General features: G+C 74.8%; 10 protein-coding genes and 1 pseudogene. 7 read left to right on the top strand and 4 right to left on the bottom strand.

Annotated elements, in window-relative coordinates:
- The 4 genes from JWP64_RS28775 to JWP64_RS28760 all read left to right on the top strand — a co-directional run.
- Positions 1 to 2115: hypothetical protein (locus tag JWP64_RS28775; RefSeq protein WP_297503198.1), on the top strand; the 2115-nt coding region annotated here is incomplete at its 5' end.
- Between the two features lie 151 nt (positions 2116 to 2266).
- A complete protein-coding gene (locus tag JWP64_RS28770) occupies positions 2267 to 3175 on the top strand; it encodes an aldose 1-epimerase family protein (protein ID WP_297503200.1) in 909 nt (302 codons plus the stop codon).
- Positions 3176 to 3236: 61 nt separating this feature from the next.
- On the top strand, positions 3237 to 4727 hold the full coding sequence (locus JWP64_RS28765; RefSeq protein WP_297503197.1) for a mannitol dehydrogenase family protein: 1491 nt from the start codon (positions 3237 to 3239) through the stop codon (positions 4725 to 4727).
- Between the two features lie 62 nt (positions 4728 to 4789).
- Positions 4790 to 5104, top strand: a complete 315-nt coding sequence (locus JWP64_RS28760; RefSeq protein ID WP_297503196.1) for a carboxypeptidase-like regulatory domain-containing protein — start codon at positions 4790 to 4792, stop codon at positions 5102 to 5104.
- Here JWP64_RS28760 and ppgK read toward each other — a convergent pair.
- Together ppgK and pgm are read right to left on the bottom strand one after the other, a co-directional pair.
- Entirely contained in the window at positions 5073 to 5822 is a 750-nt protein-coding gene (gene ppgK / locus JWP64_RS28755; protein WP_297503194.1) for a polyphosphate--glucose phosphotransferase, read from the bottom strand. The two genes, JWP64_RS28760 and ppgK, sit on opposite strands and share 32 nt — an antisense overlap.
- Positions 5823 to 5824: 2 nt before the next feature.
- Positions 5825 to 7477 carry a phosphoglucomutase (alpha-D-glucose-1,6-bisphosphate-dependent) gene (pgm, locus tag JWP64_RS28750; protein ID WP_297503192.1) on the bottom strand — a complete coding sequence of 551 codons (1653 nt, stop codon included), beginning with the start codon at positions 7475 to 7477 and terminating at the stop codon, positions 5825 to 5827.
- Positions 7478 to 7589: 112 nt separating this feature from the next.
- On the opposite strand from pgm, the gene JWP64_RS28745 reads away from it, so the two are divergent.
- Both JWP64_RS28745 and JWP64_RS28740 read left to right on the top strand, forming a co-directional pair.
- Complete coding sequence (locus JWP64_RS28745; RefSeq protein ID WP_297503190.1) at positions 7590 to 8468, top strand: ABC transporter substrate-binding protein; 879 nt, start codon at positions 7590 to 7592, stop codon at positions 8466 to 8468.
- A 72-nt stretch (positions 8469 to 8540) separates the two neighbouring features.
- Positions 8541 to 9926, top strand: a complete 1386-nt coding sequence (locus JWP64_RS28740; protein WP_297503189.1) for an MFS transporter — start codon at positions 8541 to 8543, stop codon at positions 9924 to 9926.
- A gap of 4 nt (positions 9927 to 9930) precedes the next feature.
- Here JWP64_RS28740 and JWP64_RS28735 read toward each other — a convergent pair whose 3' ends face one another.
- A complete protein-coding gene (locus JWP64_RS28735) occupies positions 9931 to 11055 on the bottom strand; it encodes an AbrB family transcriptional regulator (protein WP_297503187.1) in 1125 nt (374 codons plus the stop codon).
- A gap of 128 nt (positions 11056 to 11183) precedes the next feature.
- Between JWP64_RS28735 and JWP64_RS28730 the strand changes: the two genes are divergently transcribed.
- A complete protein-coding gene (locus tag JWP64_RS28730) occupies positions 11184 to 12887 on the top strand; it encodes a class I adenylate-forming enzyme family protein (protein ID WP_297503183.1) in 1704 nt (567 codons plus the stop codon).
- Between the two features lie 250 nt (positions 12888 to 13137).
- On the opposite strand, the pseudogene JWP64_RS28725 reads toward JWP64_RS28730, so the two are convergent.
- Positions 13138 to 13580: pseudogene (locus tag JWP64_RS28725) on the bottom strand (hypothetical protein); the annotation flags it as partial.

Here is a 13580-nt window from a genome sequence, read left to right as displayed (position 1 = left end):
GACGCCGCCCGGCGCCGGCACGAGGCCGTCGCGGGCACGGGCCTGCACCCGGACGACGAGACCCCCGAACCACCGCCCGCGGGCCGAATGGCGGAGCTCCGGGCGGCCCTGCGGGACGCGACCCTCGCCGCGGAGCGGGCGGAGGGCGAGCGCGAGCGCACGGCCCGGCGCCTCGACGCCGCCCATCGGATGCTCGACGAGCTCGCGGCGGACGGGCCGCCCGCGGACCCGGACAGCCTCGCCGCCGCCCGCGCCGCGCGGGACGCCGCGGTCGACGCGTTCCTCGCCGCCCGGGAGCCCCGGGAGAGCGCCGCCGCGGCCCTGGCCGTGGAGCGGGCCGTCCGGGCCGCGGACACGGTCGCGGACCGGATGATCGCCGCCGCGGACCGCGTCGCCGAGCACACCCGCCGCCGGGCGGACCTCGTCGCCGCGGACCAGGAGAACGCCGACGCCGAACGGGTCGCGCACGCCGCGGCCGAGATCCAGACCGCCGCGGAGGAGGAGTGGCGGGCCCTCTGGCCCGGCATCCCCGCGCCGCGCCCGGACGACGCGGAGACGGTGCACCACGCCCTCGTCGCCGCCCGCCGGGCCGAGGCGGACCGCGCGCACGCCGGGGAACGCGCCGAGATGCTGGCCGACGACGCCCTCTCCCAGGCCGACACCCTCTCCGTCGCGCTCGCCGCCGCCGGCCGGCCCCGGGACGACGCGGACCTGGACGCGATGATCGTCGCGGCCGAGGACCTCGAGGCGGACGCGGACCGGGCCCGGGACCGCCGGGTCCTGCTCGGCCGGCTCCGGGCGGAGGTCCATCGCGCCGCCGCTGCGGCGGACGCCCGCCGGCAGGACCTGGACGAGGCCGAGCTGCGCTGGCGGCACGCCCTGCGCGCCGCGGGAGTCCCCGCCGTAACCGCCCCGGACGGCTGGGACGTCCGCCGGGACGCGCTGCTCGCCGCGGCCCGCGCGCACGCCGAGGGCCGCCGCGCCGCGGAGGAGGCCGAGGTCCTCGCCGCCCGGGTCGCGCGGCACGACGCCGCGGTCGCCGAGCTGGCCGCCCGGCACCCGGACGAGAAGGACGGGAGCGCCGCGGCCCACCTGGTCGCGCTGACGGAACGGGTCCGCGCGGCCGAGACGGCGGCCGTCTCCGCGGGCCACCTGGACACCCAGCTCGCGACGGCCGAGCGGGAGGTCCGGGAGCGCTCCCGGGCGGCGGACTCCGCCGCGTCGGTGCTGGACCGCCTCGCCGTCGAGCTGTCCCTCACCGCGGCGCCGGAGGAGGGCGGGATCGAGGCCGCCGCCGAGCGCGGCCGCACGGCCGTCCGGCTCGCGGGGGAGATCGACACGGTGCTCGCCCTGCTGCGCACCGCGGCCCCGGACCTGGACGCGGACGAGCTCGTCGAGATGTCTCGCAGCACCGAGGCCACCGGGCTGGACGAGGCGCTGTCCCGGGCGCGGGAGAGCGAGACCGCGCTCGCCGCGGAGAACGACGCCCTGCTCGAGCAGCTCGGCGGCCTGCGTTCCCGGCTGCGGACGCTGGAGGGCGCCGAGGGCGTCGCCGTCCTGCACGCGGAGGCCCAGGAGCACCTGTCCCGGGCGGCGGACGCGGCCGAGCGCTACCTCGTCGTGCACCTGCAGCGGGAGATCCTGCGCCGCGAGCTGGAGAGCTACGAGCGGCGGCACGCGTCGCCGCTGCTGGTCGAGGCGGGCGGGCTGCTCGAGCGGCTCACCGGCGGCCGGTTCACCGGGCTGCGGCCGGGGGAGGGCGGGCGCACCCTCGTCGCGGTCCGCGCGGACGGCGAGGAGCTGACCCCGGACCAGCTCTCCGAGGGCACCGCGGACCAGGCGTTCCTCGCGCTGCGCCTCGCGGGCGTCGTGGCGCTGCAGGCCGAGCGCGAGGCGGACGGGCTGCCCCCGGTCCCGGTGGTGCTGGACGACGTCCTCATGACCTTCGACGACGGGCGCGCGGCCGCCGCGCTCGGCCTCCTGGCCGATCTGGGGCAGCGCTGGCAGGTCGTGCTGCTCACCCACCACGACCACCTCGCCCCGCTGGCGCCCGCCGCGGGTTCCGTTGCGGTCGTGGCGCTCGACGCGCCCGCGGCCCTGCCGTCCGCGGGCTGAGCGGTCGGTCGCCTCCGGCCTGAAGGCGCGAGTCGTGCTTGTTCCGCTCGCGGTCGGACCCGCGCGGAGGCTCCGGAACGCGAGCGGAGCATCGCCGGTCCGGCACGCCGACGCGAGCGGTCCCCGGGGGCAGGGAAGGATGGCGTCCGTGATGGATCCGAGCGGGCAGCAGTTCGAGATCGCCTCCGGCGGCGTGCGCGCCGTCGTCACCGAGGTGGGGGCAGGCCTGCGCTCGTTCACCGTGGGCGGCGTGCCGTACGTGGAGACCCACGAGGCCGGAAAGCGCCCGCCGCGGGGCAGCGGCTCGCTCCTCGCACCGTGGCCGAACCGGGTCGCGGGCGGGAGGTGGACGTGGGAGGGCACGCCCCAGCAGCTCGCCCTGACCGAGCCCGCCGCCGGCAACGCGATCCACGGCCTGCTCCGGCACGTCCTGTGGGAGGCCGAGCACGAGGCCGAGAGCGTGCGGCTCACGGCCGTGGCGCCGCCGCAGCCGGGCTGGCCGGAGCCGGTCCGCGTCGCCGTCCGCTACACCGTCGGCTACGAGGGCCTCACCGTGACCACCGTCGCGACGAACCTGGGGGAATGGCCCGTCCCGTTCGGCCTGGGCTTCCATCCCTATCTGCGGGCCGGCGACGCCGAGACGGACGACAGCACGCTCCGCCTCGCCGCCACCACCGAGCTTCCGCTCGAGGCCCAGCTCCCCGCCGGGCTCGCCCGCCCGCTGGCCGGGGCGGACCCGCTGCGCGACGGCCGGCCGCTGCGCGGGGTGTCCCTGGACTCCGCGTTCGGCGGCTGCGAGCCGGACCCCGTCGACGGCCGGGTCCGGCACACCCTCACCGCCCCGGACGGCTCGGGCGTGGCGCTGTGGGCGGACCCGGACTTCCGCTGGGTCCAGGTCTTCACACCGGAGGACTTCCCCGGCCGCAGCCGTGCCGTGGCCGTCGAGCCGATGACCTGCCCGCCAGACGCCCTGAACTCGGGCACGGACCTGATCGTCCTGGAGCCCGGCAAGGCCTGGACCGGCAGCTGGGGCCTCACGCCGATCTCGGCTACCGCCTGAGCCCGCCCACGCCGGTAGGGTGACCTGCGCAACAGGTCGGCAGCAGCAGGTGAGGTGTCCCATGCAGTCTCTGGACGGCGGCGTCCTGCCCGCGATCGAGGGAGTCGAGGTCCCGGCGTACGACCGCTCCGCGGTGGGGGTGGGGGTGGTGCACTTCGGCGTCGGCGGTTTCCACCGCGCCCACCAGGCGATGTACCTGGACTCCCTGATGAACGACGGCGAGGCGATGGGCTGGGGGATCTGCGGGGTCGGCGTGCTGCCGGGGGACCGGCGCATGCAGGACGTCCTCACCTCGCAGGGCGGCCTCTACACGCTCGTCGTCAAGCAGCCGGACGGAACGCTCGAACCTCGGGTGGTCGGCTCGGTCGTCGAGTACCTCTTCGCCCCGGACGACCCCGAGGCCGTGATCGAGAAGATGGCCGCCGAGAGCACCCGCATCGTCTCGCTGACGATCACCGAGGGCGGGTACAACATCGACCAGGTCACGGGGGAGTTCGCCGAGGACACCCCGGCGATCCAGGAGGATCTGCGGGCCGCAGCCGTGCCGGAGACCGTGTTCGGGCTGGTCACCGAGGCGCTGGCCCGCCGTCGCGAGCGCGGGCTGCCCGCCTTCACGATCATGTCCTGCGACAACATCCAGGGGAACGGGGACACCGCAGCCCGCACGTTCGCGGCCTTCGCCCGGCTCCGCGACGCCGCGCGCGGGGACACGGGGCTCGCGGAGTGGGTGGAGGAGAACGTCTCCTTCCCGAACTCCATGGTGGACCGGATCACCCCGGCCACGAGCGACGAGGACCGCGCCCGGCTGGCGGACGAGTTCGGCCTGACGGACGGCTGGCCGGTCGTGTGCGAGCCGTTCACGCAGTGGGTGCTGGAGGACCACTTCTCGGCGGGGCGGCCACCGCTGGAGGACGTCGGCGTGCAGCTCGTCGAGGACGTCGTGCCCTACGAGCTGATGAAGCTCCGCCTGCTCAACGCCGGCCACCAGGCGCTGGGCTACCTCGGCTTCCTCGCCGGGCACCGCTACGTGCACGAGGTCGCCGGGGACCCGCTGTTCGCCCGCTTCATCCGGGACTACATGGACCACGAGGGCACCCCCACGCTGAGCCCCGTCCCAGGGGTCGACCTGGACGACTACAAGACGACACTGATCGAGCGCTTCGCCAACCCCGGCGTCGCGGACACCCTGGCGCGGATCAACTTCGGCAGTTCGGACCGCATCTCGCTCTGGGTCCTGCCGGTGATCCGCCACCAGCTCGCGCAGGGCGGCGAGATGGAGCGCGCCGCGGCCGTCGTCGCCGGATGGGCGCGCTACGCGGAGGGCGTCGACGAGAAGGGCGAGCCGATCGACGTCCAGGACCGGCTCGCGGACACCCTCGTCCCGCTGGCGAGGTCCCAGCGGGAGGACCCGCTCGCGTTCGTGCGCAACACGACCGTCTTCGGGGACCTCGCCGAGAACGAGCGGTTCACCGAGGCCTACCTGTGGGCACTGGACTCCCTGCACACGCACGGGGCGCGCGCGACGGTCGAGGCGCTCGTCGCCCGGCGATGAGGCCGTCGCGGGCTGATGTTGTCGCCCGATGGGGAACGAGGGCCCGGGAGTAGCGTCCGGGCATGACCCTGCTGCAGGACCCCGCACCGACCCTGATCGGACGGGTCGTCGACGACGGGGGCGCCCCCGTCCCGGGCGCCCACGTCACGGTGCTCGACGACGACGGCCGGCAGGTCGATCTCGCGGAGGTCTCCACGGACGGCCGGTTCGCGGTCCGCGGCATCCCGGGCTCGCCCGTCACCGTCCTGGTGGGCGGCATCGGCCACGAGCCGGTGTCCGAGCGCCTCTACCTCGACGGCCGGGTGTCCCACCGGAGCTTCCGGCTCGCCGCGCGCGAGCTCGCGCTCACCCGTGAGCCAGCAGGGCGGCCCCGATGATCCCCGCGTCGTTGAGCAGCGCCGCCGGCGTCATCGGCGTCCGCGTCTCGACGTAGGGCAGCCAGCGGTCGGCCTTCTTGCTCACCCCGCCGCCGAACACGATCAGGTCCGGCCAGAGCAGGTTCTCGACCGTCTGGAAGTAGCGGGTGAGGCGGGCGCCCCACTCCTCCCAGGACAGGCCCTCGCGTTCGCGCGCGGAGTCCGCGGCGCGGGTCTCGGCGTCGAACCCGTCGATCTCCAGGTGGCCGAGCTCGGTGTTCGGCACCAGCTTCCCGTCGATCACCAGGGCGGAGCCGATCCCGGTGCCGAGCGTGGAGATCAGCACGACGCCGCTGTGCCCCTTGGCCGCCCCGAACTCCACCTCGGCGACGCCGGCCGCGTCCGCGTCGTTCACGACCAGGGCCTTGCGCCCGGTCACGTTCTTCATCAGCTCGTGCGCGTCGACCCCGATCCAGGCCGGGTCCACGTTGGCCGCGGTCTGCACGATCCCGTGCTGGACGACCGCGGGGAACGTGCAGCCGAACGGTGCGTCCCAGCCGAAGTGGTCCAGGATCTCGCCGACGACCTTGGCCACCGCCTCCGGCGTCGACGGCTGCGGGGTGACGAGGCGGAGCCGGTCCTCGGAGAACCGGCCCTTCTCCAGGTCGACCGGGGCGCCCTTGATCCCCGAGCCGCCGATGTCGATCCCGAACCCGTGGTGCTTCTTCAGCTTCGACATGATCAGCTCCCCGAGCTCAGCGCCGCCGCGACGACCTCGCGGGCCTCGTCCTGGATCCGGGCCAGGTGCTCCGGACCCCGGAAGCTCTCCGCGTACACCTTGTAGACGTCCTCGGTGCCGGACGGCCGCGCGGCGAACCAGCCGCTCTCCGTCGTCACCTTGAGCCCGCCGAGCGGCTCGCCGTTGCCGGGGGCCGTCGTCAGCCGGGCCGTGATCGGCTCGCCGGCCAGCTCCGTCGCGGTGACGTCGTCGGCGGACAGCTTGCCGAGCTTCGCCTTGTCCTCGCGCGAGCACGCGACGTCGATCCGGGCGTACGCGGGCTCGCCGAACCGGCCGGTCAGCTTGCGGTAGTGCTCGCTCGGGGTCTTCCCGGTCACGGCGGTGATCTCGGAGGCGAGCAGCGCCATGATGATCCCGTCCTTGTCCGTGGACCATGGCGTGCCGTCGTTGCGCAGGTAGGAGGCGCCCGCGCTCTCCTCGCCGCCGAAGGCGATGCTGCCGTCGCGCAGCCCGGGCACGAACCACTTGAAGCCGACGGGCACCTCGAGCAGCGTCCGGCCCAGGTCCGCGGCGACCCGGTCGATCATCGACGAGCTCACCGCGGTCTTGCCGACCGCGGCACCGCCGGGCCAGCCCCGCCGGTTCGCGTAGAGGTACCCGATCGCGACGGCGAGGTAGTGGTTCGGGTTCATCAGCCCGCCGTCGCGGGTGACGATGCCGTGCCGGTCGGAGTCCGCGTCGTTGCCGGTGGCGATGGCGAACGGCGCACCGCTCCTCATGCGCTCGACCAGGGACGCCATCGCGTACGGCGACGAGCAGTCCATGCGGATCTTGCCGTCCCAGTCCAGGGTCATGAAGCCGAACGTCGGGTCCGTCTCCGGGTTCACGACCGTGAGGTCCAGCTTGTACCGCTCCGCGATCGCGCCCCAGTAGTGCACGGACGCGCCGCCGAGCGGGTCCGCGCCCAGCACGACCCCGGCCGAGCGGATCGCCTCCAGGTCGACGACGGCGGGCAGGTCGGAGACGTAGGCGTCCATGAAGTCGTAGCGCCCGACGTCCCCGCGGGCCCGCTCCAGGGGGGTGCGCCGCACGCCGTGCAGGTCCGCCTCGAGCAGCTCGTTCGCCCGACCGGCGATCCAGCTGGTGGCCGCGGTGCCCGCGGGGCCGCCGTCGGGGCCGTTGTACTTGAAGCCGCCGTCCTGGGGCGGGTTGTGCGAGGGGGTGACGACGACGCCGTCGGCGAGCCCGTCCGTCCGGCCCCGGTTGTGGGTCAGGATCGCGTGCGAGACGGCGGGCGTGGGCGTCCAGCCGTCGGCCGAGTCGACGAGGACCTGGACGCCGTTGGCCGCGAACACCTCCACCGCCGTGGTCCACGCCGGATCCGACAGCGCGTGGGTGTCCTTCCCGAGGAACAGCGGCCCGTCCGTGCCCTGCGCGGCGCGGTACTCGCAGATCGCCTGGCTGGTGGCCGCGATGTGGTCGTCGTTGAAGGTGGCCGTGAAGGAGGATCCTCGGTGCCCGGACGTGCCGAAGGCGACGCGCTGCTCGGCGACCGACGGGTCCGGGCGCAGGTTCGCGTAGGCGGACAGCAGCGCAGGGACGTCGACGAGGTCCTCGGGTCGCGCCGGCGTACCGGCGCGTGGGTTCACGGACATTTCACTCCTCGGGACGACGTGCTCGGGCGGGACTCAGCCTGCCGCATCTCGGGCCCGCGGTCATCCGGGCGCGCCCTTCTGCGTGCCGTCGCGGCGCCCTACTGTCGACAGGATGCGGATCGCGTCGTTGCTGCCCGCCGCCACCGAGATCGTCGGCGCGCTCGGGCTCGAGCAGTCCCTCGCCGCCGTCACCTTCGAGTGCGACGACCCGCCGGGCATCCGGGAGCGCCGGCCCGTGGTCGTCGACACCGCGTTGCCCCCGGGCCTCGCGCCCGGGGAGATCGACGCGATCGTCACCGAGCGGGTGGCCCGCGGGCTGCCCCTCTACGACCTGGACCGGGAGGTGCTCGCCGGGGTCGCCCCGGACCTGATCCTCACCCAGGACCTCTGCCGCGTCTGCGCGCTGCCCGCGGGCACCGTCGACGAGGCGCTGGACGCCATCGGGATCACCGCGGACGTCCTGTCCATCGACCCGCACACCCTCGACGACGTGCTGGACTCGATCCTCGCCGTCGGCTCCCGGGCCGGCGTGCCGGAGGTGGCGGATCGCCTGGTCGCGGGCCTGCGGGAACGGCTGGCCGCGGTGCGGGACGCCGTGGCGGGACGTCCGGTGCCGCGGGTCCTCGTGCTGGAGTGGACGGACCCGCCCTTCCTCGCCGGGCACTGGGTGCCGGAGATGGTGCACCGGGCGGGGGGAGAGGCGGTCGGGGCGGTCGAGGGCGGACGCAGCGTCGGTGCCGGGTGGGACGTGCTGCCCGGGGCCGACCTGGTGCTCGTCGCGCCGTGCGGGTTCGGCCTGGGCTCCGCCGTGGCTCAGGCCGAGGAGGTGCGGCAGCGGCTGCCGGGACTCCCGGTCGTCGCGATCGACTCGGCGTCCTACGTCGTGCGGGCCGGGCCCCGGCTCGTCGACGGCGTGGAGGCGATCGCCTGGGCGCTGCACCCGGACGCCGTCCCGGCGCCGCCGCCGGGTCGGGTCGAGCGGATCGGGTGATCGGGAGAAAACGGACTTCGCCCTGCGCGGCCGCGCCGTCGGGTTCAGAGTGATCGCCCGGAGGTGACGCAGATGTCAGCACCTGACACGTCCCGGGTGACGGGATCCATCAACGCTCGGCTGGACCGGCTGCCGATCACGCGCCGGCACAGGTTCGCGCTCGTCGCGGTGGGGATCGGGATGTTCTTCGATCTCTACGAGGTGTTCCTCGCGGGCACCCTCGCGGCCGTCCTCGGCAAGGACTTCGGGGTCACCGGCACGGCGCAGAAGCTGGTGCTGGCCTCGGCGTTCGTCGGGGCGTTCCTCGGCGCCGTCGTGCTGTCCCGGCTCGCGGACAGGCTCGGCCGCCGCCGGGCGTTCTTCCTGACCCTCGGGATCTACTCGTTCTTCTCGGTGCTCGGCGGGTTCAGCGTGAACGTCGAGATGCTGATCGTCTGCCGGTTCCTGGCCGGCGTCGGGATCGGGGCGGAGCTGCCGCTGTCGGACGCCTATCTGTCCGACCTGATGCCGGCGAACGTCCGGGGCCGGATGATCGCCTGGGCCTACACCCTGGGCTTCTGCGGTGTCCCCGCCGCGGGGCTGCTCGCCCGGGTCGTCACCCCGCACGAGTTCCTGGGCCTCGCCGGCTGGCGGTGGATGTTCATCCTCGGCGGGCTCGGCGCCTTCCTCTGCTGGCTGCTGCGCCGCGCCCTGCCGGAGTCCCCGCGCTGGCTCGCGTCCGTGGGCCGCGCCGAGGAGGCCGATGCGGTGGTGCGGCGCTTCGAGGACGCCGCCCTCCGGGAGAACCCCGGGCGGCCGCTGCCGGAGCCCGAGGTCGAGCCGTCACCGGCCGGCAAGGAGCCGTTCGGCGCCCTGTTCCGGCCGCCGTGGCGCCGCCGCACCGTGATGCTGTGGATCTTCCAGTCGGTGCAGACGTTCGGCTACTACGGCTTCGGCACGCTGGTCCCGCTGGTGCTGACGGCCAAGGGCTACGACATCGTGTCGACGCTGACCTTCACGGCGGTGACCTTCATCGGCTATCCGGTCGGCTCGGCGCTCTCGATCCCGATCATGGAGCGGGTGGAGCGCAAGTTCCTGATCATCGCCGCGGCGCTCGGGATGCTCGTGCTCGGCCTGGCGTTCGGCTACGCGACGAGCCCGACGCTGATCATCGTGTTCGGCTTCCTCTACACGGTGGTCAGCAACCTGTTCTCCAACGGTTTCCACGTCTACTCCGGCGAGCTCTTCCCGACCACGCTGCGCGCCACCGGGGCGGGCATCGCCTACTCGCTGAGCCGGCTGGCGACGGCCGTCATGCCGTTCGTGCTGATCCCGCTGCTGAACGGGTTCGGCCCGACCGCGGTGTTCGTCGCCATCGGGATCGCGATGCTGATCGTGGTCGTCGACGTCGCGTGGCTCGGACCGCGGACGACCGGGCGCAGCCTCACCTCGATCGCGGGGCAAGGAGCACCCTCCTAATTCCCTACGCCTGGGCGGTGCCCCACCGTCGTCCGACGAGGCGGGCCAGGAACGGCGCGACCAGCAGCATGAGGATCACCCGGATGACCTGCACGGCGACGACGAACGTGACGTCGCCGCCGGAGGAGATCGCGGTGGCGAGCACGGCGTAGATGCCGCCCGGGGTGGTGGCGAGGTAGCCGTCGAGGAAGGAGGTCCCGGTCGTCGCGGAGAGCACCAGGCCGAGGCCCGCGCACACGGCGACGATCGCCAGGATCAGCGCGGTGGCCGACGGCAGCACCCGCACGACGGTCCGCAGCGCGGCCCGGGTGAAGCGCAGCCCGGCCTGCCAGCCGATCACCGCATACGCAACGTCGACGAGCAGGGCCGGCGGCGTCGCGCCGAACGTGAGGCCGCCAAGGCTCAGCACCAGGGCGACCACCATGGGGCCGAGCAGCGCCCCGGCCGGGACGTGCGCCTTCTCCGCGAGGGGGATCCCGACCACGCAGCACACGGCGAGCAGGGGCACGCCGAGGTACCAGGGGGCGCTCGCGGACTCCGTGCCGCCGCCGACCCCGACGTGCCCGGCGCCGAACACCGCGGCGGCCACGATCGGCATCGTCGCGGTGACGAGCCCGACGCGCAGGTACTGGATCACCGAGACGATGCGCTCGTCGCCGCCCAGCTCGCGGGTCACGGCGACCAGGCCGGAGGCGCCGCCGGCGGTGAGGGCGAGCATCCCCGTGAGCGGGGAGACCCCGCGCTGCAGGCCGAGCAGGAGCCCCGCGGCCATGCTGGCCACGAGCGTGCCGAGGCTGACGAGGAGGACGGGCAGCCAGTTCGCCGCGACGGCGGACAGGGTGTCCGTCCGGGCCAGCACGCCGATGACGACGCCGATCACGGCCTGCGCCGCGGACGTCGCGGGCCTGGGCACCCGGGCCGGCCCGGCGCCGAGGAGCGCCAGCACCGTGCCCACGATGAGCCCGGCGAACAGCGCGGGGGACGGCACGCCGAGGGCGCCGAGGCCGAGCGTCAGCGGGACCGTGGTCGCGACGAGCAGCGCCCAGCGAGCCCAGGCGATTCGCCTGAATCGTTCCCACCTGCCGGGATCGCCCCGCCCGGCCGCGTCCGCCGTCCCGCCCTCGTCCACGCCGGAGACCCTGTCAGACGCGTCCCTCCCGCTTCCGGTCGCCCGGCGGCGGATGGCAGGGTGCAGGTCGGGGACGGTGATCGTCCCCGGCGGCGACGGAGCAGTACCAGCGGAGGTGAGCACCCACGATGGCGGGTGAGATCCGGACAGCGGGCCACGCCGACGACGTGGGCCTCGGGCCCGCGCTGGCGGACCTGACGGCCCCCGGCGGGGACTTCCCGCTGACCGACGCCGTGGTGCACGGCATCCCGATGCGGGTCTACGACCGCGCCCCGCGGACCCTGCGCGAGCTGGTCGCCGCGACGGCCGCCTTCGGGGACCGCCCGTACTCCGTCTACCGCGACGAGCGCACGACCTACGCCGAGCACCTCGCCCAGGTCTGCGGGCTGGCGGCGGTGCTGCGCGAGCGGTACGGCCTGGTGAAGGGCGACCGGGTCGGCATCGCCATGCGGAACTACCCGGAGTGGGGCGTGGTGTTCTTCGCCGCGCAGGTCGCCGGGTTCGTCGCCGTCCCGCTCAACGCGTGGTGGACGGGCCCCGAGCTCGTCTGGGCCGTCGAGGACGCCGGCTGCCGGATCGTCGTCGGGGACGGGCCGCGCGTCGAGGCGCTCGCCGGGCACGTCGACGTCCCGCTGGTGCGGACGCGCGGCACCGGCCCCGTTCCCGCGGGCGCGGTGACCTGGGAGGACGTCGTCGCCGGCTTCGACCCGGGGGCCGGGCTCCCGGACGTCGAGGTGCTGGCCGAGGACGACTCGTCGATCCTCTACACGTCCGGCACGACCGGCCGCCCCAAGGGCGCGGTGCACTCCCACCTGAATCACGTCACGAACGCGCTCAACGTGGTGCTGACGACCCGGGCCAACGCGGTCGTGAGCGGCGCGGCCCCACCCGCGGGCCAGCCCGGGACGCTCCTCACCTATCCGCTCTTCCACATCGCCGGGCTGAACTCGCTCTACGGCGCCGTGCTCAACGGGGCGAAGCTGGCCACGATGTACCGCTGGGACCGGGAGGAGGCGCGCGCCCTGGTCCGGGAGGAGAGGCTGACCGGCGGCGCGGGCGTGCCGACGACCATGCGCGAGCTCGCCGAGGAGGCCATCGCGCACCCGGAGGAGACGGCGTCACTGACCCGGATCGGCATGGGCGGCGCGCCGATCCCGCCGGAGCTCGTCGCGCGCATCACGGACCACCTGGGCCCGATCTCGTTCAACGGCTACGGCCTCACCGAGACGACCTCCGCGGTGTGCGCGAACTCCGGGCAGGACTACGCGGACCGCCCGGACAGCGTCGGCCGCCCCGCGCCGGGCGCGGAGGTGCGGGTCGTCGACCCCCAGACGCTGGCCGAGCGTGCGGAGGGGGAGATCGGCGAGCTGTGGTTCCGCGGGCCCAACGTCGTCCGCGGGTACTGGAACAACCCGGAGGCCGACGCCGCGGCGTTCGTCGACGGCTGGTTCCGCACCGGCGACCTCGGCCATGTCACCCGTGGCTGGGTCTACGTCGTGGACCGGCTCAAGGACGTCGTGCTGCGCGGCGGCGAGAACGTCTACAGCGTCCAGGTCGAGGCGGCCCTGCACGAGGTGCCGGGGGTGGAGGAGGTCGCGGTCGTCGGCATCCCGCACCCGACCTTGGGCGAGGAGGTCGCCGCGGTGGTCCGGCTCGCCCCGGGCACACCGCGGGACGCGGACCTGCTGCGCCGCCACGTCACCGAGCGGGTCGCGGCCTTCGCGGCCCCGACCACCGTGATCTGGTGGGACGAGGCGCTGCCGCGGACGGCGACCGGCAAGATCCTCAAGAAGGACCTGCGGACGGCCGTGCTGAAGGACGCGGACGAGTAGGGCCGCCCTCGCTCCGAACACAGGGCACGCCGGCCGTAGAGGATGATCACCGTCCGCGACCCGGGACCGGCCGGCGACGGCACGTGAGGGGGCGCCGGCGGTGATCATCGCGGTCCTCAAGCGGCCGTGATCACCTTCTGTGGTACACCGCGGCCGTCTGTGGCCCCCCTTTTTCGTACCGCGCGTCGCGATCATGCGGCGTGTGCCGGACGCCGACGCCGGCTGGGCTACCGGGGTGATTCTCCGTCGGCTAGTCCTGCAGGTCGGCGAGTCGGGCCTCGAGCCGCTCCAGGGCCACCGCCGCGTCCCGGGCGGCGCGGGCGGACTCGCGTTCCGCGCGGTTGGCCTCCTTCACCGCGGCCGACGCGTCGGAGCGCGCGTCGCGGGCCCGGTCCAGTTCGGCGGTGAGCTCGTCGACCCGGCGTTCGGCCTCGTCGCGCGCCGCCTCGGCGTGGTCGAGGGCGTTCCGGTCGGCCTCGTTCCGGTCCGTCGCCTCGTCCGCCGCGCGGCGGGCTTCGGCGGCGGCCCGCTCGGCCTCCTCGCGTTCCCGCGCGCGCCGTTCCCGTTCGACGCGTTCCCGTTCGGCGGCGGCCTCGCGCCCGGCCCGTTCGGCCTCCGGGTCCGCGGCGGCCGCGTCGTCGTCGCGGGTCGCGGTTCCGGAGGACGAGGTGGCGCGCTCGGGGCCCGCGCGCC

Origin of the sequence: Pseudonocardia sp. (assembly GCF_025465255.1) — a bacterium.
Classification (GTDB): domain Bacteria; phylum Actinomycetota; class Actinomycetes; order Mycobacteriales; family Pseudonocardiaceae; genus Pseudonocardia.
The sequence above is the reverse complement of the archived record's forward strand: the minus strand, read 5'-3'. Positions and strand labels throughout refer to the sequence as shown.